This window comes from Flectobacillus major DSM 103 (genome assembly GCF_000427405.1).
Taxonomy (GTDB): domain Bacteria; phylum Bacteroidota; class Bacteroidia; order Cytophagales; family Spirosomataceae; genus Flectobacillus; species Flectobacillus major.
This window is the reverse complement of the sequence record NZ_KE386491.1, coordinates 1,834,354-1,860,502: the sequence shown is the minus strand read 5'-3', so window position 1 is coordinate 1,860,502 and position 26,149 is coordinate 1,834,354. Positions and strand designations below refer to the sequence as shown.

General features: G+C 38.7%; 21 protein-coding genes. 18 read left to right on the top strand and 3 right to left on the bottom strand.

Annotation, left to right across the window (positions count from 1 at the left end; all coding sequences use genetic code 11):
* The first annotated feature begins 5 nt into the window (after positions 1 to 5).
* From FLEMA_RS76785 to FLEMA_RS0109555, 17 genes are all read left to right on the top strand, one after another.
* Positions 6 to 461, top strand: a complete 456-nt coding sequence (locus FLEMA_RS76785) for a hypothetical protein (protein ID WP_026995295.1) — start codon at positions 6 to 8, stop codon at positions 459 to 461.
* On the top strand, positions 448 to 1,416 hold the full coding sequence (locus FLEMA_RS76075) for an RHS repeat-associated core domain-containing protein (RefSeq protein WP_310587240.1): 969 nt from the start codon (positions 448 to 450) through the stop codon (positions 1,414 to 1,416). The genes FLEMA_RS76785 and FLEMA_RS76075 overlap by 14 nt, the downstream gene beginning before the upstream one ends.
* Position 1,417: 1 nt before the next feature.
* A complete protein-coding gene (locus FLEMA_RS0109630) occupies positions 1,418 to 1,759 on the top strand; it encodes an immunity protein Imm33 domain-containing protein (RefSeq protein ID WP_026995294.1) in 342 nt (113 codons plus the stop codon).
* Entirely contained in the window at positions 1,722 to 2,234 is a 513-nt protein-coding gene (locus FLEMA_RS0109625; protein WP_026995293.1) for a hypothetical protein, read from the top strand. Before FLEMA_RS0109630 ends, FLEMA_RS0109625 begins: the two co-directional genes overlap by 38 nt.
* Before the next feature lie 56 nt (positions 2,235 to 2,290).
* On the top strand, positions 2,291 to 3,034 hold the full coding sequence (locus FLEMA_RS0109620) for a hypothetical protein (RefSeq protein ID WP_026995292.1): 744 nt from the start codon (positions 2,291 to 2,293) through the stop codon (positions 3,032 to 3,034).
* Positions 3,035 to 3,038: 4 nt separating this feature from the next.
* Positions 3,039 to 3,395, top strand: a complete 357-nt coding sequence (locus tag FLEMA_RS0109615; protein WP_026995291.1) for a hypothetical protein — start codon at positions 3,039 to 3,041, stop codon at positions 3,393 to 3,395.
* 144 nt (positions 3,396 to 3,539) lie between these two features.
* On the top strand, positions 3,540 to 3,761 hold the full coding sequence (locus FLEMA_RS0109610; protein WP_144080073.1) for a hypothetical protein: 222 nt from the start codon (positions 3,540 to 3,542) through the stop codon (positions 3,759 to 3,761).
* Between the two features lie 469 nt (positions 3,762 to 4,230).
* Positions 4,231 to 5,097, top strand: a complete 867-nt coding sequence (locus FLEMA_RS0109600; RefSeq protein ID WP_026995288.1) for a dienelactone hydrolase family protein — start codon at positions 4,231 to 4,233, stop codon at positions 5,095 to 5,097.
* 489 nt (positions 5,098 to 5,586) lie between these two features.
* Complete coding sequence (locus FLEMA_RS0109595) at positions 5,587 to 7,659, top strand: M48 family metallopeptidase (protein ID WP_026995287.1); 2,073 nt, start codon at positions 5,587 to 5,589, stop codon at positions 7,657 to 7,659.
* Between the two features lie 88 nt (positions 7,660 to 7,747).
* Positions 7,748 to 9,124 carry a sigma-54-dependent transcriptional regulator gene (locus FLEMA_RS0109590; protein ID WP_026995286.1) on the top strand — a complete coding sequence of 459 codons (1,377 nt, stop codon included), beginning with the start codon at positions 7,748 to 7,750 and terminating at the stop codon, positions 9,122 to 9,124.
* A 314-nt stretch (positions 9,125 to 9,438) separates the two neighbouring features.
* The gene (gene kdpF / locus FLEMA_RS77355) at positions 9,439 to 9,519 is read left to right on the top strand and encodes a K(+)-transporting ATPase subunit F (RefSeq protein WP_169719931.1); all 81 of its coding nucleotides are present in this window, start codon (positions 9,439 to 9,441) and stop codon (positions 9,517 to 9,519) included.
* Positions 9,520 to 9,547: 28 nt separating this feature from the next.
* Positions 9,548 to 11,245, top strand: coding sequence for a potassium-transporting ATPase subunit KdpA (gene kdpA, locus FLEMA_RS0109580; RefSeq protein ID WP_026995284.1), 1,698 nt, complete (start codon positions 9,548 to 9,550; stop codon positions 11,243 to 11,245).
* Positions 11,246 to 11,317: 72 nt separating this feature from the next.
* Positions 11,318 to 13,363: a potassium-transporting ATPase subunit KdpB gene (gene kdpB / locus FLEMA_RS0109575; RefSeq protein ID WP_026995283.1), complete on the top strand. Its 2,046-nt coding sequence runs from the start codon at positions 11,318 to 11,320 to the stop codon at positions 13,361 to 13,363.
* A gap of 88 nt (positions 13,364 to 13,451) precedes the next feature.
* Positions 13,452 to 14,015, top strand: a complete 564-nt coding sequence (locus FLEMA_RS0109570) for a K(+)-transporting ATPase subunit C (RefSeq protein ID WP_026995282.1) — start codon at positions 13,452 to 13,454, stop codon at positions 14,013 to 14,015.
* Between the two features lie 164 nt (positions 14,016 to 14,179).
* Positions 14,180 to 15,253 (top strand): porin, encoded by a 1,074-nt coding sequence (locus tag FLEMA_RS0109565; RefSeq protein WP_026995281.1) that lies wholly within the window; start codon positions 14,180 to 14,182, stop codon positions 15,251 to 15,253.
* A gap of 1 nt (position 15,254) precedes the next feature.
* Positions 15,255 to 16,373, top strand: coding sequence for a histidine kinase (locus FLEMA_RS0109560; protein WP_026995280.1), 1,119 nt, complete (start codon positions 15,255 to 15,257; stop codon positions 16,371 to 16,373).
* Complete coding sequence (locus FLEMA_RS0109555; protein WP_026995279.1) at positions 16,370 to 18,052, top strand: sensor histidine kinase; 1,683 nt, start codon at positions 16,370 to 16,372, stop codon at positions 18,050 to 18,052. The genes FLEMA_RS0109560 and FLEMA_RS0109555 overlap by 4 nt, the downstream gene beginning before the upstream one ends.
* Positions 18,053 to 18,111: 59 nt before the next feature.
* On the opposite strand, the gene FLEMA_RS76070 is transcribed toward FLEMA_RS0109555, so the two are convergent.
* Positions 18,112 to 20,046, bottom strand: a complete 1,935-nt coding sequence (locus tag FLEMA_RS76070) for a DsbA family protein (protein ID WP_052354045.1) — start codon at positions 20,044 to 20,046, stop codon at positions 18,112 to 18,114.
* Entirely contained in the window at positions 20,043 to 21,209 is a 1,167-nt protein-coding gene (locus tag FLEMA_RS0109545; protein ID WP_026995277.1) for a pyridoxal phosphate-dependent aminotransferase, read from the bottom strand. The genes FLEMA_RS76070 and FLEMA_RS0109545 overlap by 4 nt, the downstream gene beginning before the upstream one ends.
* A 431-nt stretch (positions 21,210 to 21,640) precedes the next feature.
* Here FLEMA_RS0109545 and FLEMA_RS0109540 point away from each other — a divergent pair, with 431 nt between their 5' ends.
* Positions 21,641 to 21,850 carry an alkylphosphonate utilization protein gene (locus FLEMA_RS0109540; RefSeq protein WP_026995276.1) on the top strand — a complete coding sequence of 70 codons (210 nt, stop codon included), beginning with the start codon at positions 21,641 to 21,643 and terminating at the stop codon, positions 21,848 to 21,850.
* A gap of 317 nt (positions 21,851 to 22,167) precedes the next feature.
* On the opposite strand, the gene FLEMA_RS0109535 is transcribed toward FLEMA_RS0109540, so the two are convergent.
* Positions 22,168 to 26,082 (bottom strand): M12 family metallo-peptidase, encoded by a 3,915-nt coding sequence (locus FLEMA_RS0109535; protein ID WP_026995275.1) that lies wholly within the window; start codon positions 26,080 to 26,082, stop codon positions 22,168 to 22,170.
* Between the last annotated feature and the right edge of the window lie 67 nt (positions 26,083 to 26,149).

Genomic DNA, 26,149 nt, shown 5'->3' with positions numbered 1-26,149 from the left:
CAAAAATGAGATTATTATCAATAAATAAAATTATTTCCTTAATACTTATTATAGGTGCATTACTCCTTTTATACGCTTCTGTAAGCTATTTTTTATTTCTCAAAAACATATCAACACCCCAAATCATATTTAGTTGTTTTTCTTTTTTAGTTGCATTAGTTCAATTGTACGCAGCAGGTTCTATTATTAATGAGAGAAGAGTTGGATTTATGATAGCAATGACAATCGCTATTTTACAAATTGTTTCATTTTCGATTTTTGGTTTGTCATATGAGTATAACACGATTGCAACCCTAATACTAAAATACAATTTTTCCTTAAATACAATATCCCTGAACGTTGGTATATTAGAAGCTAAAATTCTAATGAGTTGGGACATCAATGAATCAAGCTTCTCAATCAATTTTATTGCGATACTGATTGCACGGTATTGTTATATAAACATTAATACGAAAACATAATTCCCTATCCAATACCTCTACCAAGATTACACAAGCTAATGCCTACGGTGTTTGGGGAGAAGATTTACCAACTTTGAAATACCTTAATACGCCTAAAATAAACAACTTTGGATACTTAAACCGTGAATTTCAATCTGAAACAGGATATACAGATTTAGTAAATCGCCAATTTGATAATATCATTGGAAGATTCATTAGTCAAGACCCTGTAATAGAAGGACAAGAACATTTATCTTTGTATCAATATGGGTGGAATAATCCGATTTTACGATCTGACCCTGATGGTGATTGTCCCAATTGTGTAACGGCTGGAATTGGAGCAGGTATAGGGGCGTTGATAGGCGGAGCAATAGAAGCAGGAACACAACTTTACCACGATGGAAAAGTATCAAATTGGTCTGCCGTAGGTGGTGCAGCTTTACAAGGAGGCATTACAGGAGGAGCAGCAGGGTTTACGGGTGGGGCAAGTTTATTGGTTACGACCAGCGTATCGGCAGGAGCGAATGTAGTAGGTGGTGCAATTAACAATACGATACAAGGCAAAGAAATAACTGCAAAATCAGTTGCGATTGATGCGGCAGTTGGTGTAATTGCTGGCGTAGGTGGTAAAGTCCTAGATAAGGTCGTAAGTAAAGTACAAGGGAGTGTTGCTAGTACAGAAACTCAAACAGTTAGCGTAACATCTGCATACAAAAGACCATCAGGGTCAGTTACAGCAGAGCAACGAGCATCTGTTCAAGGCAAGCCCTGTGTTGACTGCGGTACAAAAGCACCTAAAATGGTTGCAGACCATAAAACTCCGCTTGTTAAAGAATACTACCAAACAGGTACAATAGACAAAATAAAAATGAGGAGTGTTGATGCAGTACAGCCACAATGTCCTACCTGTTCAGCGAGACAAGGGGCTGAAATGTCCAAATATTCTAAAGAAATGAAAAAAGCAAATGGTTTGTAAAATGGATATACAAGACTTACAAAAAGAGGTTTGCCTCAAATATGGAGCACCTTTTTACTATTCTGAAACTTCTTTAAAGTTAGGAATTGCACCTAATGTAAAGTTAGGCATATTGCCAATTAACGGACTAAGAATAGAACCAGAAGGTGATACCGTTGGGTGGTATATTTGGGCTGGCGAGGAGTTGTCCAATGAGCCTGATTTTTTTCAACCACTACATGTTGAACACATAAAAGAGTGGATTCCAGACGTGGAAAAATATTTAGGACTTCCCCCTGGTTGGCGTTTTTTAATAGCAGGTGATTATGAAGATGTTTGGTTTGACGAAAGCATTCTTAACTAAGAAGAAGAAAAAGAAAGAGTGGAACTTTGGCGATGTGTTTTTAGTCCCATTAAAAAATGGAAAGTATGGAACAGGGCAAGTTTTGGACTTACAAATGCCTAATGTTGTGAGAGTTGCACTGTTTGACGAAGTTGTAAATAGTTTAGAAGAATTTAATATTGGGCAATCTTGTTCAATGTCAAATCTTATCTTATTGGTGGCTTCCAGTCGTGAACAGTTGGATTATGATGTTTGGCAACTGATGGGAAATAAACGCATAGAAATTCCGAAAAAAAAATTTCCCAATGAAGAATTTAAAAGAAAAAATTGGGTTGGAGCAAGACATTACGACGCCGCTTTGTTAGAAGATTTTTTAAACTCATTCTATGCTCTATTGCCGTGGGACGACTGGTTTAACCCTAATTATCTAGACGGATTTTTAGTAGATATTTCTAAAAAACCGACAAATTTAATATATAAAAAAGCCACCGAATAGATAGCCATGGTCGGAATACCTTCCGACCTTTTATTCAGACATTTAACCAAAACCATTTGGGCGGAATAGACCGTACTGATTTCCAATATCGCTTTAATGGAGAAATCCTTGCCACTAGAATCACACAAAAAAAACCAGGGGTTAATGATTTAGTAGAACTCTATGAATATACCTACGACCATGTAGGAAGAAAAACTGCTTTTTCGCATAATAGCAAAGTTGTAGCCAAATATCAATACGATGAAATAGGGCGGTTAAAAACCAAAACATTCGCTCCTGCTGGTACACCTATAGGAAGCAAACAATCGGGACAATGGACAAATACAGCTACATGGCTCAGCAATAGCATACCTACTATAGAAGATATAGTAACCATCAACTCAGGGCATACCGTAACAATGCCCTCCAATACAACAGCCTATGCAGGAGCATTGGTAATGAACCCCAATGCCAACCTTGCCATGCAAAACATTGCCCAACTCAATATAGGAAATGCCAATATCAACACCCTATACAGCCTTGATTACAAATACCATATCAGAGGCGGATTAAAAGGCATCAATCTCGATGCCAATAACAACCTAACCAGTAGCCTATTCAGCTATAAACTAGACTACGAAGAAGACGGTACATACTACGACGGAAATATCAGAAACCAATATTGGAAAAGCAATATCGACGGTATCCAAAGAGCATTTCAATACAACTACGACGGGGCTTCTCGCATCACCGCTGCCACTTATGGAAGTACCAAAGCAGGTGAAAACTATGCCCTAAATATGGAGGACATAAAATATTAGAATAATGCTAACAGAAAAAGATTTATTATTAGATATTATACAGAATACGCCCGTGTCATCCGTATGGAATATTTCAAGTGATTCATGGGAAAGAATCCCAGAAGTATTCGCAGAATTTATATCGTTCAATGATGTATATGGTTGGGATATTATTATAAAGTCAGATAATCGAAAACGGGTAACTGAGATTATTGATAAAGAAGAAATCTATAATAAAATTGTCCATCAATATATTCGTTTTAATGAAAGTATTATCTTCAAAAGTTATGACAATATGTTATTTACAATACTAGAAGATTCATTTCCATTAAAAGTTGAACTGCTGAACAAATATAAGGATAGCGACGTTTGTGTTGAATAATCCTAATAGAAAAAGATTTATTATTAGATATTATACAGAACGCTCCTGAATTCTGTATGGAATATTTCAAGAGATTCTTGAGGAATAATCCCTGAAGTCTTTTCACTATATATTTCAATAAATGATGTATATGGGTGGGATATAATGATGAATCAACATAGTCGAGAAAATTTGATTAAAATAATTGAGAAAGAAGAAATCTATGATAAAATAGTTCACCAAAATATTATTCTTAATCTTGATACCATTTTTGAAAGCTACGACCACATGACAGGTTCATGTTCAAAAAGTTCATTTCCTTGTTTTGTAGATATTATTCAAAAGTATCAAGCACAAGAAGTTGAAGTAGCTGAATTAAAATCTTAAAAATAAAGGGTTTTGTCAAAAATACTTTTGCCTCTAAAAGATATAAAAGTAATAGGTAAAAACTTTGAAATTTTGTAGTATTCTAAATAATAAACCCCTCAATAGTATTTAATTCAGATACTATTGAGGGGTTTTAAGTTTCCAAATAAGATAAATATCACCGACCATTTAGGCAATCTAGGCATAGCCAAGATTACACAAGCTAATGCCTACGGTGTTTGGGGTGAAGATTTACCGACTTTGAGTTTACAGGTAAGGAAAGCTTACAAGGAACTGGCTACACAGATTTTGGAGCAAGATGGTATGATAATATGTCAACAATTATACCTAACTCTCCTATCTTATAGCTTCAATTCATCCACTTGTCGAATATTTTTATGAATTATAGAACAAATCACCGCTGTTGTCTATTATTGTAAAAAGTACTGTTGTTTTTGTCCAACTATTAACTAATAATCTATAACAAACGATGCACAAATTTTTGTTATTCTTCAATGTGGTGGTAATTAGCTTGATTGGCTATTTCACTAAGCCCAAAGTAAATGAGCCACTAGAGGCTATTACGGTTTGCCACACTACTACTACCGACGGTATGGCTCAGTTTGCCAACGACCCTACGTTTGTGGCTTTGCACCCTACGCCACTGCCCTTGAAGTTTGAGGCTTTGGGACAACAAATTACCTTTCCTACTGCCGACGGGGCTACTGCTGGAGCTTATTTTGTAAAAGCTAAAAAGAAATCTAACAAATGGCTATTTGTTTACCAAGAATGGTGGGGACTCAATGACCATATCAAACACCAAGCCGATGTTTTCTACAACGATTTGGGTGGTAATGTCAATGTATTGGCTTTAGATATGTACGACGGAAAGTCAACCTCTGACCCTAAAGAAGCAGGCAAATTGATGCAGAGCGTTGTTGAAAGTCGCTTAGAGGCTATTGTTAATGGCGGGGTCGCATACGCTGGGCCCAAAGCACAAATTGCCAATGTGGGTTGGTGCTTTGGCGGTAGCTGGTCATTAAAATCGGCTCTTTTGGGGGGCAAACAAACCATTGGTTCTGTAATGTATTATGGTATGCCTGTAAAAGATGTAGAAAAACTCAAAACGCTTAATACTGATGTTTTGGGTCTTTTTGCTACTGAACAATATATCTCAAAACAGGTTATCGAAGAATTTGCTACCAATATGAAAACAGCAGGTAAGAAACTTGATTACAAGATTTTTGATGCTGTTCATGGTTTTTCAAACCCAAGTAACCCCAAATACGACGAAGCTGCTAGTAAAGAAGCATATACAATGGCTATTACTTATTTGAAGGGTAAGTACAAATTATAAAATCAGGCTTTTGAAAGGCCTACTTTTGATTAGCAAGCCAATATGATAGTTTGCTTGCTAATCAATTCATCATTTGTTCTACAGATTATTTATTGAACTTTGCACCTCTAGTATTGCCTATCACCAACTCCCATTAATTGCTTTTTAGCCAATTTTCAGTGTTATACAACCATTAAATAAGTTTTAACTGAACAAAATCAATGTTTTGTTTGGAAAAAAAAGGATTATCTGCTTACTTAAACTTTCGTCATTTTCATTAAGCTTTAATAAATACCCAATGTATATTGTGTAGTCATGTACAATATGTTGGAGTTTTAATTTCAACCATGACATGATAAACCATTGTTCAATCTCAAACCTTTTCACCCGTAATTCAGTATTCTTTTCTTGTGGCGTTTAGCTTTCATTACGCTAGTACTTATTTACATTTCCTAATTAACCTTCCAACAAGCTCGAATATTCTACTAAATCCCTTAAAACAAAACAACAATGAACATCGAAGTATCCCAAAATTTCAAGAAGATGACCACCAAAGCCATTTTCTCTATTGTATTGTTTATCTTTGTTTACCTAATTTTAGTCATTCTAGCGATTAGCGTTACCTTTTCGTGTTTGGCTATGGCTTTTTTGCTCATCTTCGGAAAACCCTCGCTCCTCACAATTGGGCTTGGAGCAGGACTAGCTGGCTTTGGGGGCTTCATTCTCTTTTTTATGATTAAGTTTCTTTTTACAAGCCATAAAATCGACAAAAGCTACCTGACAGAAATCACTCAACAACAAGAACCCCGCCTTTTCGAGTTTATCCAACATATTGTAGATGAAGTTGAAACCGATTTTCCTAAAAGAATTTACTTGTCGACCGATGTCAATGCCTGTGTTTTTTATGATTCTAGCTTTTGGAGTATGTTTTTCCCTATCAAGAAAAACCTACAAATAGGTTTGGGGCTTATCAATAGCGTATCTGAACAAGAGTTTAAGGCAATTTTGGCACATGAATTTGGCCATTTTTCACAAAAAAGCATGAAAGTAGGTAGTTATGTCTACAATGTAAATAAGGTAATTTATAATATGTTGTACGATAACCAATCTTTTGATAAGGCGATTTTGTACTGGGCAAATATGAATGGCTATTTTTCTTTTTTTATCGGCTTGGCTCTTAGGGTTATCAAGGCTATTCAGTGGGTACTCAAAAAAATGTACGATTTTATTAATATTAGCTATATGGCTCTTTCCCGAGAAATGGAGTTTCATGCCGATGCTGTAGCTACTCATGTGGCGGGTTCTTTGCCATTGAAAGAATCTTTACTAAGGCTACAACTAGCCGATTATTCGTACAATTCGGTACTCAATTTTTACGAAGGAAAAATTGCCAACAATATCAAGAGTAACAATATATTTAAAGAACAACAGTTTGTGATGAATTTTCTTGCCAAAGAAAACGATTTGCCTTTTAAGAACAACCTGCCTTTTGTGTCGGAAAATGACCTCAATAAATACAACAAATCAAAACTACAAATCAAAGACCAGTGGGCTTCGCACCCTAGTACCGAAGAACGTATACAGGCTTTTGAGGCACTTAATATTGTAAAAAGTAATTCTAACAATCAATCGGCCATGGATTTGTTGAGAAATACAACTACCCTCGAAGAACAACTAACCCAAAAGCTCTTTGCCAATGTCAATTACCAAGAACCTGCTACTATATTGGCTATCGAAGACTTTGAGAAAAACTATACCGAAGCTTTTGATAAAGACAGTTTTCCGAAAAAATATAATAGCTATTACGACAGTAAAAATCCTAATTATTTTGAGATAGACGCAGTAAGGGCTAACCACAATTTTTCGTTTGACGAACTATTCAGCAATGAAAAAGTAGATTTAATCTATGAACATATTGCCTTGATAAACGACCAAAATGCCTTGACGCAAATTGCCCTGCCAGCGTCTACTATCAAGACTTTTGACTATGACGGCCAAAGATATACCGCAAAAGAAGCTGAAAACCTGAGCTTGCAACTCAACCAAGTAGCCGAAAATATTAAAGTGCAAATTACAGAAAATGACAAAAATATTTATGCCTTTTTTCTGGCTATAGCTCAGCAAAGTAATCAGGAAAATAAATTACGAGAGAAGTATCTGAAGTTTTTTGAGATAGACCGCGAATATGATACCCTCATGGAACTATACACCAAACTTATCAATGCTACCGATTTTATTCATGTCGTAACGCCTTTTACACAAATCTATACCAACTTCAACAATATTACTTTATTGGAAGAAGAGCTAAAAACCGAAATCCACAAACTCTTGGAAAACCGTTGTTTAGAAACAGAAATCACCCACGTAATGCGGGAAAATTTTGAACTGTATTTATCAAAAAAATGGGACTATTTTATCAATGACAACTACGAAAATGATAATCTGAATATATTTTTTAAGGCCATCCATAATTTCCACTATTTAGTAGCTCGCAATTTTCTACTTATCAAAATCAGGTTGCTCAACTTTCAGGTGTATTTATTGGAACAACCCTTAAACGAGGCTTATAGTACAAACATTTAGCCATAAACTTTGCTGATTTTTCCCCTTAATGCTATTTTTATTCGACAAGCCTTTCTACATTCGCACCCAAAACAATATCTTGGCAACCATGAGAGGGACAGTATTAATTATAGACGATGAAAAACAATTAAGGGGATTACTCAAACGGATTGTTGAGCTAGAGGACTATACAGTATTAGAAGCAGGTGATTTAAAAACAGCTTGGAAAATCCTTGAACAACATACCATTCAGGTGGTTTTGTCGGATGTAAAACTGCCAGATGGCAATGGTGTAGACTTTACCTTAAAACTCAAAAACCAATATCCAGCCCTCGAAATCATTGTAATGACCGCCTATGGCACTATTCAAGATGGTGTAAAAGCCATGAAAAATGGGGCTTTTGATTATTTGGTCAAAGGCGACGACAATGAGAAAATTATTCCGATGCTAAGTTTGGCAATGGACAAAGCTAAGGCTACCCAAAATACCTTAAAAACAGATTCGACAGAGGCTACCACTGTGGGTTTTGCCAAAGTATTAGGCAAAGCAAAACCCATAGTGGAGGTAATATCATTAGCCCAAAAAGTAGCCAAAACAGATACTACGGTTTTGCTAACAGGCGAAACAGGTACAGGAAAAGAAGTATTTGCCAATGCTATTCATCAAGAGTCTACTCGCCGAGATAGGGCTTTTGTGGCTGTCAACTGCTCTACGTTTTCTAGAGAAATCCTTGAATCTGAACTTTTTGGCCACAAAGCTGGAGCATTTACAGGGGCAATCAAAGACAAAAAAGGGCTGTTTGAAGAAGCCGATGGAGGTACAATATTCTTGGACGAAATCGGAGAAATGTCGCTCGATTTGCAAGCAAAACTCCTCAGAGTACTCGAAACAGGTACTTTTATGAAAGTTGGCGATACCAAACTTCTCAAAGTAAATACTCGGGTTATATCGGCAACCAATCGTGATTTGGCCAAAGAAGCCCATGAAGGACATTTTAGAGCTGACTTATATTACCGCCTATCGGTTTTTCAGATTCAACTGCCTCCTCTTCGCCAACGAAAAGCAGATATCGAGCTATTGGCTAAGGCATTTCTCAAAGGTTTTTCAAAACGCTTTCAATTACCTATGCCCGCAATTCCCAAAGCATTTTTAGAAAAACTAGAACAATACGAATGGCAAGGCAATATCCGCGAGCTAAGAAATGTTATGGAACGAGCCTTAATTTTGAGCGAAGACGGCCAGCTAACCCTCGAAAGCTTGCCTTATCATATCCAGTTTCCTTCTTTAGAAAACAGTTCCGATGTGGCTTCATCCGAAGCGGCTTCATCCGAAGCGGCTTCATCTTTCAATTTGCAGACTATCGAAAAACAGCATATTCAGAAAGTTTTGCAACATACCAAAGGCAATAAAACCGAAACCGCAAGGCTTCTGAATATTGGGCTTACAACACTTTACCGCAAAATCGAAGAATACCAAATCAAGTAATGGTAGCAAAACCTATTTTCATTTTGACAAAAACCCTTTCATTTTGGAAGGGTTTTTTATTTTGGTAAAAATCCAAACAAAAATCATAAATAACACAACATATTGATTATCAAATACTAACACACAAAATTATATCTTTATTCAGCATTCGGAACGAAGTTTGGCATATACCTACCAAACAGGTTACAAAACTTAAAACCAACTTCAAAATCTCATGCTAACAACTTTTGTGCTTTTGGCAACTGGCATTATATGCTTTGTCATTTTCTTTCGGTCAATTGATTTTTTTGAAAAAATTTAACCTTACAAAAACCATGATGACATCCTTATTTGTGCTGGCTATTGCCGTTTTTGGCTATTTGTGTTACGTTTTATTAAAACCCGAAAAATTCTAGTAAGCTTTTTTACTAAAAGAAAACTCCAATGAATACAGAAATTTTAGGCATCGTTTTTACCTTCGTCCTAACCGTTGCCCTTGCCATTCCGCTAGGAAAATATATTGCCAAAGTTTATGCAGGCGAAAAAACCCTTCTTGACCCAGTATTATCGCCCCTTGAAAAACTATTTTTCTCGATTTCAGGCATCAATATCAAGCAAGAAATGACATGGAAACAGCACCTAGTAGCACTACTTACTATCAACTTCCTGTGGTTTTTTTGGGCAATGTTTATTTTGATGAACCAAGGTTGGCTTCCTTGGAATCCAGATGGCAACCCCTCGATGTCGCCAGATTTGGCATTTAATACTGCTATTTCTTTTTTGGTCAACTGTAATTTACAGCATTATTCGGGCGAAACAGGGATGTCCTATTTGGGACAAATAGCCTGCTTGATGTTTCTTCAGTTTGTGACAGCGGGTACAGGTATGGCTGCTTGTGCGGTAGTTTTCAACGCCATGAAAGAACATACAACCGACAAGCTTGGCAATTTCTATCAATATTTTGTCAAGTCATGTACTCGTATTCTATTACCGTTGTCGATAGTACTAGCCATTTTTTTGGTATTTGAAGGCACACCTATGAATATAGAAGGCAAAGCCTCGCTTGTCACCATGCAAGGCGATACCGTTCAGGTATCAAGAGGCCCAGCGGCAGCGATGATTGCTATCAAACAACTAGGTACTAATGGCGGAGGCTATTTTGGGGTGAACTCGGCTCACCCACTCGAAAACCCCAACTATTTTACCAATATCCTAGAAAGTGGTAGTATTATTCTGATTCCTATTGCTATGGTTTTTGCCTTGGGGTATTACCTCAAACGCCAAAAGCTAGCTTATATGATTTTTGGGGTTATGACTATCGGCTTTTTGCTTTTTCTGATTCCTTCTGTAATTGTAGAAATGAATGGCAACCACGCCATCGAACGCATGGGCATAGCCCAATCGCTAGGTAGTATGGAAGGCAAAGAAATACGGTTTGGCTCGGCAGCATCGGCCTTTTGGGGTATTATTACCACTGTTACGTCCAATGGCTCGGTCAATGCCATGCACGACAGCATGACTCCCCTTACAGGAATGTTTGCGATGTTGGGAATGATGATTAACGCTCTGTATGGTGGTGTAGGCGTAGGTTTTCTCAATTTTTATGTATTTGTGATTATTGCCGTATTTATTTCGGGACTCATGGTAGGCAGAACGCCCGAATTTATGGGTAAAAAAATAGAAGCACGAGAAATGAAGATCGCTTCAATTGTAGCCCTCTTACACCCATTGCTAATATTATCGGGTACGGCTTTAGCTTCGTTTGTCTTTGTGGGCAATCCAGCAATTGGCTGGCTCAACAACCCACAGTTTCATGGTTTTTCAGAAATGCTTTACGAATACACTTCATCGGCTGCCAACAATGGTTCGGGATTTGAAGGTTTGGGCGACAATACGCCTTTCTGGAATATCACAACAGGTGTAGTATTGATTCTGAGCAGATATTTGCCCATTATTGGCCCTATTGCTATTGCAGGAATTTTGGCCAACAAAAAATACATTCCCGAAAGTGCAGGTACACTCAAAACCGACACAAGTACATTTGGGTTGATGGTTTTTGCAGTCATTTTTATTATTGCAGCATTGGCATTCTTCCCAGCCCTCACTCTTGGGCCATTGGCAGAATACTTTACATGGAAATAATAACCGAGTAGCTTACCCTAATAAAGCTCAACGCCCAACGCATTTTGTTACACAATTCATTCAATTTTTTATATGAAAACGTCATCACCCTCGCTTTTTCAAGCGGATTTAGTGAACGAAGCCTTAAAAGCTTCTTTCGTTAAATTGAATCCCACAATAATGTTCCGAAATCCTGTGATGTTTACAGTAGAACTTGGCACGATTGTCATGCTTTTGGTAACCATCTACAGTTTGAGCCACAACGACCAAGGTTCTTTTGTATACAACCTCACGGTTTTCTTGGTACTGTTTATCACTTTATTATTTGCCAATTTTGCCGAGGCTATTGCCGAAGCCCGTGGCAAAGCACAAGCTGATTCATTAAGAAAAACACGAGAAGAAACTCCTGCCAAAGTTATCCGTCAAGTTGGCGAGGTATATCTCAATGAAATACAAACCATTAGCTCTTCGCAACTCAGAAAAGGTGATATATTTGTTTGTGAAGCTGGCGATGTTATCCCAACCGACGGCGAAATTATTGAAGGCTTAGCCACTATCGACGAATCGGCCATTACAGGCGAATCTGCTCCTGTGATTCGTGAGGCGGGTGGCGACAAATCGTCGGTAACAGGTGGCACAAAGGTACTTTCCGACAAAATCAAAGTTCTGGTAACTACCCAACCCGGCGAAAGCTTTTTGGACAAAATGATTGCTTTGGTAGAAGGAGCTAGTCGCCAAAAATCACCCAACGAGATTGCCCTTACCATTTTGCTAGCAGGTTTTACCCTAATTTTTATTATTGTTTGTGTAACCCTCAAGCCCTTTGCCGACTACGCCAATACACCTATTACTATTGCTGCTTTTATCTCACTCTTTGTTTGTTTGATACCAACAACTATCGGTGGACTGCTCTCGGCCATTGGTATTGCAGGGATGGACAGGGCATTACGTGCCAATGTTATTACTAAATCGGGCAAGGCCGTAGAAACGGCTGGCGACATCGACGTTTTGTTACTAGACAAAACTGGTACTATTACCATTGGTAATAGAAAAGCTACCAATTTTTATCCAGCCAATGGCATAAAACTCGATGCCTTTATGAATGCCGTAGTACTTAGCTCTTTGGCCGACGAAACCCCCGAAGGAAAATCTATTATTGAACTGGCCAATGTACATGGTATGAAAATTGGGGCGTTGCCATCAGAGGCTCAACTGATTAAATTCACGGCTGAAACTCGTTCGTCGGGCGTAGACTTGCCCAACGATAGACGTATTAGAAAAGGGGCTTTTGATGCCATGCGACAATTAAGTGAGCGGGCGGGCAACCGATTCCCGTCGGAAATAGCTGATAAAGTAACGTTTATTTCGAGTAATGGCGGTACACCTTTGGTTGTTACCGAAAACGAAACAGTTCTTGGTGTAATTGAGCTACAAGATATTATCAAACCAGGTATTCAGGAACGCTTTGAAAGATTGAGAAAAATGGGTGTCAAAACCGTCATGGTAACAGGCGATAACCCTTTAACAGCCAAATACATTGCCAACAAAGCTGGCGTAGACGATTTTATTGCTGAAGCCAAACCCGAAGATAAGATGAACTATATCAAGGCCGAGCAAGCAAGTGGCAAACTCGTAGCCATGATGGGCGATGGCACCAACGATGCCCCTGCCCTAGCCCAAGCCGATGTAGGCGTAGCCATGAACTCAGGAACAGCCGCAGCCAAAGAGGCTGGAAACATGGTAGATTTAGATAACGACCCTACCAAGCTGATTGAAATCGTAGAAATAGGCAAACAGCTACTTATGACCCGTGGTACGCTCACTACTTTCTCGATTGCCAACGACGTTGCCAAATATTTTGCTATTGTTCCAGCTTTGTTTATTGCTAGTATTCCAAGTTTGCAAGGACTCAATATTATGGGGTTACATTCTCCCGAGAGTGCTATTTTATCGGCCGTTATTTTCAACGCCTTGATTATACCTGCCTTAATCCCACTAGCACTCAAAGGAGTGGAATATAAACCTATCGGAGCAAGTGCTTTATTAAGAAGAAACCTTTTAATTTATGGTTTGGGCGGTGTAATTATTCCTTTCATTGGTATCAAAATATTAGATATGGCCGTTGGTTTGTTTTTCTGAACAAATAAAACCTAAAACACTCAATATCAAAAGGTTAATACAGTATTAAGTCAAAAGATTAGGATAAATAATTTTTAGAAAATATTCCATGAAAACACATCTTTTTCCAGCATTCAAACTTACGGTGTTATGTTTATTGCTATTTGTTGTGGCTTATCCTTTAGCCATATTGGGAGTAGCCCAGTTGGCTCCTAGCCAAGGGAAAGTAGCCTTTATTGAGGTAGATGGCAAAATTGTTGGTGCCGAAAATATAGGACAGACATTCGATTCCGACCGCTATTTTAATACTCGTCCGTCGGCGGTGAATTATAATGCAGCAGGCTCGGGCGGCTCAAACAAAGGGCCTTCAAACCCCGACTATCTCAAAGATGTTCAGGCTAGAATTGATACTTTTTTAGTACATAATCCCACTATTACAAAAGCCAATGTACCTTCCGAATTAGTAACGGCTTCGGGTAGCGGCCTCGACCCTCATATTTCTCCGCAAGGGGCATTGGTTCAGATCAACCGCATTGCTCTTGCTCGTCGTATTCCTACCGCAACACTGGTAGAACTAGTAAAAGAGCATACCGAACAGCCCCTTTGGGGTTTATTTGGTACTGCCAAAATCAATGTCTTAAAGCTTAATATTGCCCTAGATACGCTTCATTAGTCTTGTACGAAAATAGTGGGAATGTTGGATAAAATGGCTATGTTCTTAAAAAGCACACTTAATTTCTATCCAACATCTGAACCCCCACAAGTCTAATACACACCTGATTATCAAACACTTATTTCTGCCAATAAAACAACATATTTTTCAACAATCTCAAAATCATGAAAACGACATATCTTATTTTGTTTTTAAGTTTACTTTCAAAAAACCTTATTTTCGGGCAAACAGCCGATAAGCCTAGCCTTACATGGACAGCCTATTTGGATACCTATTATGCTTACGATTTTAACCAACCCCAAAACCATGACAGGCCTAGCTTTTTGTACAATCATACTCGCCATAACGAGTTCAATCTTAATTTGGGTTATATCAAAGGAACTTATTCAAGCCCTACTACAAGGGCAAATTTGGCACTCATGGCGGGTACATACGCCCAGTATAATTTGGTAGCAGAGCCTTCTGTGTTGCAGCATGTCTATGAGGCCAATATTGGTATAAAACTAGCCAAATCAGCCAACCTTTGGCTCGATACGGGTATTATGCCTTCGCATATTGGTTTTGAAAGTGCCATTTCGAAAGACTGTTGGACACTTACACGTAGTATTGTGGCCGAAAATTCGCCTTATTACGAAACAGGAGCAAAAATAACTTATACCAATAATCAGTGGACTTTTTCGGGCTTATTGCTCAATGGGTGGCAACGTATCAAACGCCCAGACCAAAACCAAACATTGGGCTTAGGCACACAAATCGTGTACAAACCCAGCAACAAAACCACCATTAATTGGAGTACTTTTATAGGCAACGACAAACCTAGCCAACAAGCACAACAAAGGTATTTCTCAAATTTATATGGTATCTTTCAGCCCAACGACAAATGGGGTATTATCACTGGATTTGATTATGGGCTTGAACAAAAAGCTCCAAGGGCTAACCAATACAATACATGGTTTGGGCCTGTTGTAATTATAAAATATCAACTCAATCAGCAGTGGAGTACCGCTGCTCGGTGGGAATACTACCAAGATAAAAATGGCGTAATTGTTTTGACCAATACCCCTAATGGTTTTAAAACAACAGGGTATTCGCTCAATACCGACTACAAAGTAAACGAAAGTGTGCTTTGGCGAATAGAAGGTCGGTTATTACAAAGCAAAGACCCTATTTTTACCCACGATGATAAAGTTGTAAATCATAACTTTGCTTTAACCACTTCCATAGCTATTTCAATTTAACATGCAAAAAGAGCAGTCAGCCGCATATTTTCTTGAACTTATTCGTCAATCAAAACGAGGGAAGTTCAAAATTTACATAGGAATGAGTGCTGGTGTGGGCAAAACCTTCAGAATGTTGCAGGAAGCCCACACCCTGTTACGCAATCATGTAGACATTAAAATTGGTTATGTAGAAACCCATAATCGAGCCGAAACCCATGCCCTGCTCGAAGGGCTTCCGATTATTGCTCGGCGAAAACTTTTCTATAAAGGCAAAGCCTTGGAAGAAATGGATTTGCAAGCTATTATTAATCTACATCCCGAAGTTGTGATTGTCGACGAGCTGGCTCATAGCAATATTGAAGGCTCAAAAAACGAAAAACGCTGGCAAGATGTCATGGATATTCTCAATGCAGGTATCAATGTTATTTCGGCAGTAAATATTCAGCATATTGAAAGCCTCAATGAGGAAATCAAACAAATTACCAACATAGAAGTAACCGAGCGTATTCCAGACTGGGTGCTACAACAAGCCGACGAAGTAGTAAACATCGACCTTACCGCCGACGAGCTAATTATGCGTTTGAAAGAAGGAAAAATTTATGATTTGAAAAAAGTAGAAACAGCTCTCAATCATTTTTTCCAGACTTCCAAAATCTTACAATTGCGTGAACTGGCACTCAAAGAGGTAGCTCATCAGGTAGAACGTAAAGTTTTTAACGAAGTCTCCAATTCCAAATTTACCCACGAGCGTTTTTTGGCTTGTGTAAGTTCAAATACCGACATAGCCAAAAATATTATTCGCAAAACCGCCAGGCTGGCCTCACATTATGATTCAAAATGGTTTGTTTTGTATGTACAGACGCCTTCTGAGTCGAGCGACAACATTAATTTGGCTACTCAACGACACCTTATCAACAACCTAAAGCTAGCCACCGAGCTAGGGGCTGAGGTAATTAGAATACAAAGCGATTCGGTAGCCAAAACGATTGTTGAGGTAGCCGAAAAAAACGAAATTACCACTATTTGTATTGGAAAGCCACATTTCAACCTATTCAAGATTATTTTGGCTACCAATCTGTTTAATCAATTACTCAAAAAACTCTCATCGGCGGCAGTTGATATAGTTATTCTATCATGAAAATAAAAGCAAAACTTCGTTTAGGTTTATTCTTCCTTTTTGCCGTTATCGTGATGCTGGGCGGTATGGGAACTTATTACCTTGAGCAACTCAAACAAGATTCGGCTGTTATCCTGAAAGATAATAACGAGTCGCTGAGCTATGTAGAGGCCATGCAAGAGTCTATTGATTTACAACCTTTCAATGCCGAAAATCTAGGCAACTTTGAAGCTGCTCTAAAACAACAAGAAAACAATATTACCGAAGTTGACGAACAAGCTGCTACCCAAGCTATTCGGGCTAACTTTGATACCTTTAAACTAAAACCCGACTCGGTACACCTCCAAAAAATACGCACGGCCTTGTTCAAAGTAGCCGAAATAAATCGACAAGCCCTGATTCGTAAAAGCGATATGGCACAACAAACTGCCGAAAAAGCAGCGAGTTACCTAAAAATTATCACGATTATTTGCCTGTTGTTGTCATTTACTTTTATTATAAACTTCCCTGCCTATATTGCTAGCCCAATCAACCAACTAACCAAGGGTATTCGAGAAATTGCCAATAAAAATTACGAACAACGAATCCATTTTAGTTCAAACGATGAGTTTGGTGAACTAGCCGCAGCCTTTAATACAATGGCTCAAAAACTTGATGAATACGAACATTCTAATCTTGCTAAAATACTATTTGAAAAAAGTCGTACCGAGGCCATCATCAATAACCTCAACGATGCCGTAATTGGACTCGACGAAAAGCATAATATCTTGTTTGCCAATGCTGTAGCCCTCAATATACTGCATATCAAGCCCCAAGACCTTATCGGAAAGTACGCTCCCGACATAGCCCTATATAACGACCTCTTTAGATTATTACTCAATGATATTAATCCCGAAAAAACCCTCAAAATCTATGCAGATGAGCGTGAAAGTTATTTTTCAAAAGAGGTTCTTGATGTAAAAAGTAATGAAAAAGTATTGGGAAGAGTTATTTTGCTCAAAAATATTACCCGTTTTCATGACCTCGACGAAGCAAAAACAAATTTCATCGCTACGATTTCGCATGAACTAAAAACGCCTATTTCTTCTATCAAAATGAGCTTAAAACTCTTAGAGAATAAAAAAATTGGCACACTTAATCCCGAACAAATACAATTATTGGACACCATTAAGTCCGACAGCCAACGCCTCCTCAATATTACAGGCGAACTACTCGACCTCACCCAAGTAGAAAGTGGCAAAATAGCATTAAGCTTTGAGGCCGTTCAGCCTTCAGCTATCATTGATTACGCTACTTCGGCTGTACAATTTCAGGCACAACAACGCCAAATAGAGATAGAAATCCATTTATCAGACCACCTGCCTTTGGTACAAGCCGATGCCGAAAAATCTGCGTGGGTACTAGTAAACCTACTTACCAATGCCATTCGGTATAGCTCGGAACATAGTAAGATTATTATTGCAGCACAAAGACAAACCAATACGGTAGTGTTTTCGGTAAAAGATTTTGGAAAAGGTATTGAAGAGAAATACCTTCAAAAAATCTTTGAAAAGTATTTTCAAGCACCCGATAGCCAAAACGGCACGGGCTTAGGGCTAGCTATTGCCCGACAATTTATTGAAGCTCAAAATGGACAAATCTGGGTTGAGTCGACTATAGGACAAGGGGCAAACTTTATGTTTTCACTTCCTTTGGCATAAAAACCGAGGAGGATGAAGCTCAATAAAGGCTTCATCCTCCTCGGTAATCTACTATTTTATCAATAATCCGCTAGTTTACTTTTCCAGATAATACCATTTTTACTTTCGTATTTATCTATAAAACCTTTTTCATACAAATCAAGTAAGGTTGTATCTGTTTCGTCCATAGGTTTATCGCTCAAAAAAGAAAACTCCTTATTGGTCATTGTCGAGAAGCAACTAAACAAATAAATAGGATCATGGTTTATCTTTTTCTTTTGGGCATCTGGTACTAGCTGACGAATAATATCTTCTAAATATTCGTATTCCTGATACCCTTTGCTAATGATTTGTTGTTCATCCTTGTTCTTGAAAATCAACGTTGGAAAAACTCCCACTTCCATTTGCTGAGCCAAAAGCAAATCATCTCTAAAAGCTTCCTGAGCTTTTTTCTCATAATCTTGAATAAATCGTGCCGAATCCAAACCCACATCAAAAGCGGCTTTTTCTAAATACGCCATATCCACAATATTTTTCTTTTCGAGAAAAAGCATTTCTTTGATACGTCGCAAAAACAAAATCGCCAAGTCGGCATCTTGCATTTGAGCAGCTTTAAAGGCTATCGAAGGCGGATACGACGACGGTAGCGGGTCTTCTAGCCAAATATCGCCATCGAGCGGAATACCGTGTATCATACAAACCTCTTCCCAATGTGGTGCTACGTCGGAAGGTTTAGAAATAGGGCCACGCTGGTAATCATCCCATGAAGGTAGCAAGCCTCCCATTCGGTAATCTATCTGAAAATATTCGCCATATTCCAATTTCAATTTTCTTAACAAGGGCTGAACCACCCAACAAGTAGAACAAATAGGGTCGGTAAAATATTGTACTTGTATTTCTTTATTGGTATTGACATCGGCAGATACCCGTTTGGAAATCAGCGGAATAATCATTTTATCGCTATCCGTTTTGTCAGGATGTAGAAATATATCCTTCATTTCTCGTCCCAAATAGATATGCTTTTCTATTTCTTCTTTCCGAGCATCGTAATATTGCTGGAAAGCCTCCTCTACCGTATTGGTCGACAACAATTTTTCGGTCAGCATTTTGGCATCCAAGATTGCATTGGTAGTACCTGCACTAGTAAAAGGCAAAGCCAAATGAGCAGCATCGCCCATTAAAACCACATTTCCTTGGTGAAAGGTATCCAATAAGCCAAAGTCTCGGGTATTCCAGATATAGCTAGTACCAAAGTCGTTGGTAGAGAGCAACTCACTTACCACAGGCGGAAAATCGGCTAATTGATATTCACAAAACGCCTTTAGTTCGTCGGCAGTACAACCTGCATTACAATCAGCTTCGGCAACACTGTATTGCATAAACCATACAAAATCTTTCTCCGAAACAGGAATCATCCCAAAGCTAACACCTCGTGAATCGCTTTGATATTTTGTAAAAATATTATGATACGAAGCACTTAATTTTTCATTTTGACACAGCCCCACCACTTCTTTTACTTCAATTGGCGTAAAATTAACAGAACCAAGAATGGCCTCTCTTACGGCCGAATTACTGCCGTCTGCTCCTACAAAAACATCGCCATATTCAATATCGCCATTCTGAAACTGAGCAGCAACAACTTTTCCATTGTCATAAATAAAATGCGAAAACGCTCGACCTGTTTTGAGAAAAGTAGTAGGCAATAGTTCTGTCAAAAAATCTATTAAATCTTTTCGACGAATACACCGCCAAAGGTTCAGTTTTTGCTTTTTGATAGGTCGACCGTCCTGCCGATTGAGGCTAAATGTACCTATTTCTTGCCCTGGAAGTTTGGTATGGGTATTTTCGTTGAGTTCGCTCAAAATCGACCAGCCATCAATGTGCATCAAAAAAGCATGACCACGGGCTGTCATTTCTTGTAATTTTTCATTGACAACTACTTCAATATTATTTTTCTGTAACAAGAGTCCCAGCGTTAAGCCAGCAACTCCCCCTCCAATAATAACTACTTTCATACATTTAATACATTTTTAGTTTGTGCAAGAGCTTTAGTAAGAATTTCTGTTGACGTAGCAAAACTTAGGCGAATATAGCCATTAGCACCTTCGCCAAACCATTCTTTTAAACCGGGAACAACAGCTACTTGGGCTTGCTCTAAAAGAATCTGATGAATTTCTTGGCTAGTTTTACCTGTTTGTTGGATATTGGCAAAGGCCACATAGCACCCTTCAGGAGCATAGCAACTAACCCCTTTAATACTATTGAGTTCGGTCACGCATAGGTTTCGCATTTGGTACAAATGCTCAACAAACGCCTTGAGCCATGCCTCACATTCATTAAGAGCTGTTGAAGCAGCTATTTGGCCTAAAACATTAGCGCCATGTATGGTTGACTGATGTAACGAAACCTTCATGAGCTTGTCGAAATGCCCCTGATTAGATGCCATCACAGCACCAATCCTAAGCCCAGCCAAGCCATAAGACTTGCTATAACCTGTTACGGTTATGGTTTGCTGACGTATCGACTCATCGAGCGAAGCAATACTGGTATAAGTATAAGGCTGATACACTATATCGCTCCATATTTCATCTGAAAGAATAATCAGATTATGCTTACAAGCTATTTTTCCTAAAGCCCAAAGTTCGTCTGGAGTAAACACCTTACCTGTTGGATTTAGGGGATTACACAAGCATATTAATCGTGTTTTGGGTGTAATTAATTCTTCCAGAGCCTCGAAATCTACCTTTTCTGTTCCAGCGGGTATAGCAAAAGGTATGGCTTTGGCTCCGACCGTTTCTACAGAATAGCGAAATAAAAAATCTACAGGGTCAAAAATAATAGCTTCGTCGTTGGGCGATAAAAAGGCTTGACAAACAACATAAATCCCGAATGCTGCACTATCAACGGGAAAAATATAAGCAGGATTGGCAGGTATATTGCGTTTATGTTGAAAAAAAGCACCAACACTTTCTTTGAATACAGGCAAGCCATCGGAAGGCCCGTAACACAAATAGCGTTCTTTGACAAACCGAGTAAGAGTATCGGCTATTTGGGGTGCACTCGGAAAATCTGGGTCGGCGGCGGTTAATGGAATCACTCCATCGGGCAAAGTTGCCCACCTCAAGTTATAAGCACGCTGCTTTAAGATTTCTAAATCGACGGATTTATTACTAAACATTAGCTAGGGTATGGGGTTGATAGCAATACTACTTTTATGGGTTGGTAACGAAAGATACTACCATTACGTATACGACTTCATAAGGATAACACCCTTTTATTCATAAGCTGACTTTTCCATTTTTTTAGGCCTTTGGCAAACAGACTTATGAAATTATTAGCAATTTTACTGAATTTTGTATTTATATGCTAAATATGTACAACAAAAGTAGAAAATACAAGACTATCGTAATTTTATTTATTTACAAGAGTGAAGAAATTCTTTTCTAACAATATTTTTCACTTTTGCACAAAAATGATAAAAATCATTTTTGTGGTTAAATCAGGGCGATTTAAAGCAACACCATTCTATATTCTTGGAATAAAGTTATCTTTGCAAAATTTTTTGACCCAATTATCCACACAAGGGTTTATTCCCCAAAAACATATATCATGGAAGTAAAAGACAGTAACGGAACATTACTAAACGATGGCGATTCAGTAGTTTTAATCAAAGACTTAAAGGTAAAGGGCTCTTCTATTACATTGAAGAGGGGCAAAGTTGTCAAAAATATTAAATTGACCGACGACCCTGAAGAGGTAGATTGTCGTGTAGATAAAATGAGTATTGTTTTGAAAGCATGCTTTTTGAAAAAGGCATAGATGAGTGAATGAGTGAATGAGTGAATGAGTGAATGAGTGAATGAGTGAATGAGTGAATGAGTGAATGAGTGAATGAGTGAATGAGTGAATGAGTGAATGAGTGAATGAGTGAATGAGTGAATGAGTGAATGAGTGAATGAGTGAATGAGTGAATGAGTGAATGAGTGAATGAGTGAATGAGTGAATGAGTGAATGAGTGAATGAGTGAATGAGTGAATGAGTGAATAGGCCGAACGCCATCTCAATATTTTGAGTTCCTCAAATACTAACTTTTTTTCAAAAAAATCACTAAATCACTCATTCACTAAATAAAATCACTAATCTATACTTCCCTTTATTTGTAGCTTACCGCTATTGGTAAATAATACGTTTCCTATTTGGATAATATTCTTTGCCGCAGCTTTGTTGTTCAATACCTCTACGGTATGTCCTTGGCTTACGGTAACATCGTCGGTTACAACGGGAAGTCTGCCACACGACCACACAGCAACGTTCTGCCAATTACCCGAAGCTACACTATACATCGAATTGTTTACGGTTATGCCATACCCACTACTACTAGCACTTACACAAGAGGCTTCTGTACAGGTAGCGGTAAAAGTGGTATTGGTATTGGGAGTCACAATTTTAGTAAGCCCTGTGCCTCCTACCGACCAGTTTACCACTCCATTACAACCATTTGAAACAAGTTTTAGGCTCATTCCCTCACAAATAGACCCCGTACTAGCATGGCAGTCTTTGATTTTGAGTAACCAAAAATCTGACAACCCTTTACTTGCTTCCGACTTATCGCCAGAAAGTGATGATGCAGAAGCACCACCAACAACAAAATCATTTTCTTTTGTTGTAACAATAGTATAGGCATTATCGTTACCTGAGCCACCCAAAGCAATATCCCAAATTTTAGTGCCATTGGCATCTATTTTTACGAGCCAATAGTCTGTAAGCCCTTTGCTACCCTGCGATTTGTCGCCACTAATAGGCGAATCTGAGCTTCCCGTCAAAACAAAACCACCATCGGATGCAACAGCAATACTACTCAAATAATCATTTCCAGACCCTCCAAAACGCTTATCCCAGATTTTTGTACCAGCACTATCTATTTTTACAACCCAATAGTCAAAACCTCCTCTTGAAGCCTCCGACTTGTCGCCATTAAGGGCTGAAGCCGAATAGCCCCCTATTACAAAGCCTCCATCGGCACTTGTTACTACACTTGTAGGAATATCCTGAGCCGTTCCGCCAAAACGCTTATCCCAAATTTTTGTACCATTGCTGTCCAACTTAACTACCCAAAAATCGCTAGCACCTCTCGAATCTTGCGTTTTATGGCCTCCAATACCCGAAAGCGACTTCCCAACCAATACCAGCTGTCCATTCAACGATACCAATGCAGCAGCTAATTCGTCTTGAGATGTTCCCCCGATAGTTTTATCCAGAATCTTCTGACCATTATTGTCTATTTTGATTACCCAATAGTCTTTTTGTCCTAAAGATACCTGCGATTTGTCGCCCCCAATTCCAGAATTAGAAGAACCTAGTAGCCAAGTTCTTGCCCCCGATTGAAGTACCTTTTGTAAAGAATCACTGGCTGTACCGCCAAAGCGTTTGTCCCAAATTTTTGTACCACTGCTATTGGTTTTCACGAGCCAATAATCTAAGCCCCCCTGAGAAGCCTGCGATTTGTCGCCATTGAGTCCCGACAACGAAGAACCAGCCAATAGATATTCATTATTAGAAGTTTGGGTAATACTTGTCAGAAAATCTTCACCAGTACCGCCAAAGCGTTTATCCCAGATTTTTTGAAAAGTACTATCGGTTTTAACTACCCAAAAATCGTTAGCCCCACGCGAATTTTCAGATTTATCACCATTATTGGCTGACAAAGAAGCCCCCGCAAATAAATATTGATTAGTACTAGTAACCAGCATATCTCGCAAAGAGTCGGCCAATGTGCCTCCAAACAATTTATCACTATCTAGTTTTGGTCCAGAACAATATTCAGCCGCAATAGAAGGAGCCTCTGGTACAGCATTGACGGTTACAGCAATAGCATTGCTAATAGGGCTTTGACATGTAGCATTGGTACACTGAGCCGTAAAGGTAGTATTGGTCGTAGGGCTCACTGTAATACTTGCAGTGGTTTGGTTATTTGACCATCGATAGGCTGTACAACCTTGGGCTGTTAAGGTAAGATTTGAACCACGACAAATTGTAGTATTGCCTGAAGCTGAAATAACAGGAGTAGGAATAATATTGACGACATAATCTTCTGTTTCGCCATACCCTAATGTACCACATGGATCAGTAACCTTATTACTAAACTGATTCCGAATTCTCATGCGTTTTAGTCCAGCCGTAACGTTATTAGGTATCGAAAACGAGGCAACAATTGCACTTCTTTGAGCGGAAGTAGTAGCATAGATTACTTCGGCATCTGAAAACTCATAATCATTATTAAAATCAATCCAGATAGCTATTTGTTGACCATTATAATAACCCAATAAATCTAGTTGAAAAGTGTTATTTCCTCGACATAAACTAACTTCTGGTGTATTAAAAAACCTATAGTAGTTTGTGCTACAGCCACTATTAGACGACACAACATTACCATTAATCGTAACACTACTGATTCCTATACCATAATCACAGCCATTATAATAGTAAGTTGGTGTACAATATACCCCTTGGCCAGTACGAAATGTAGCAATAGCCGAATAGGTATCGCCACACTCGCCTTTTACTCGCCATTCGTAAACGACATCGGCATTTAGCCCTGTAAGTTTTGTTCTAACCCCCAAAATAGTACCCGTTGTTGTCCAATTGGTTGTTCCTGTTGGGCGATATTGAGCCGTAAAAGAGGTACTACCCGATGTAGAGACCCATGTTAATGTAGCATTGGTAGCTCCTACACTCTCGACAGACAAGCTAGTTGGGGTATCGTTACTAATAACAAAACAGCTTTTAGAAGACACCCTGTTCCTCATCAGGTTGCCGGGCAATTCCCCAAATCCATTCAAGAACTTTATACCGACATCACTCAACAAATGGCAATAACTCATAACTGTACCTCCATTGGTAGGTGTAGGCCCAGTACATGAACCTTCTGAATAGCCTGCTCGAATACCACAGTTGTCGATAGCCCCTCCTGGCCATGTACAGCTATGGGTATGTGGTGAACCAAAATTATGCCCCATTTCATGAGCCACTACATTCACGGGCCATGAATAATTAGGGAACGTTCCAAATAAACCTAAATTAGCACTCACTGCATAATTGGAGGTTGTACTACACAGAACATCAAGGAAGGCAATTCCTCCTCCCAAATCTCTTGTAGATAGCAAATGGGCAAGCTGGCCATTGAAGTTTCTTCGTGTTGAACGATAAGCCGATAGCAGGCTCGAAGTACTCGTATAGCCTACATAAGGGTCGCTAACTGTCCATACTGTAAGCTCGTTGATTCTTATGGCCAAATTTTCGTTATTGTATAACAAAGCGACTTGGTTAAACATTCTGGCTACATAATTAGCCACATTGGTTACACTTGAGCCGTTGGTTTGATACATGTGATAATCTGCCTCAAAAAATAAGCCTACCACTTTGCAGCCTATACTACTAACAGGCAATACTTCGGAAGTATTCAAGGCTCGACCTTCATCTTGTACACCACAATTAAATGTAGGTCTTGGTTCTGTAAGAGCCCTCTCATCAAAAACAGCATAAAGATTAGTACTTCCTCTTACTTGTTCTACAAGGCTATTTCCTTTTTCATGGGCAATCACCCCCGACAACTCACCGTCTATAATACTTATTGCTACTAGCGACTGCCTTGCTCCTCGGATAACCCCTTGATAATGCAATCCTCTATTCATTGGAATAGCCTTACCTTCTTGGGTTGTTAGTTTAAAATCACTGGCAAATAATTCTACCTTCATTAGGTCTAGTAATACTGTCGAATCGGCAGTAGCAGGCAATGTCAATGTAAGTAATTCGGGACTAGCAGCAAGGCTTTTTTCCAGAATATTGGTATCCATTTGTAAAAAAGAGGGCTTCCATTCCGATTTCAGAACTGCTTTCAGTTGGGCTGTTGGCGAATTATATACAACGAAGGGATTTAACGACACTGCCGTTTTTTCGGCTTGTATCTTTTGGAGGTTTTGTGCTATTTGAGACTGGCTATGTCCCCAAAAGCTAATAAAAAAATAAAAGCAGAACAGTAGATTTTTTTTCATCTGGCATATTGATTAATGATGAGCGATAACAAGTATTGATATTATGGCGAATTACTTCGCAAGGATA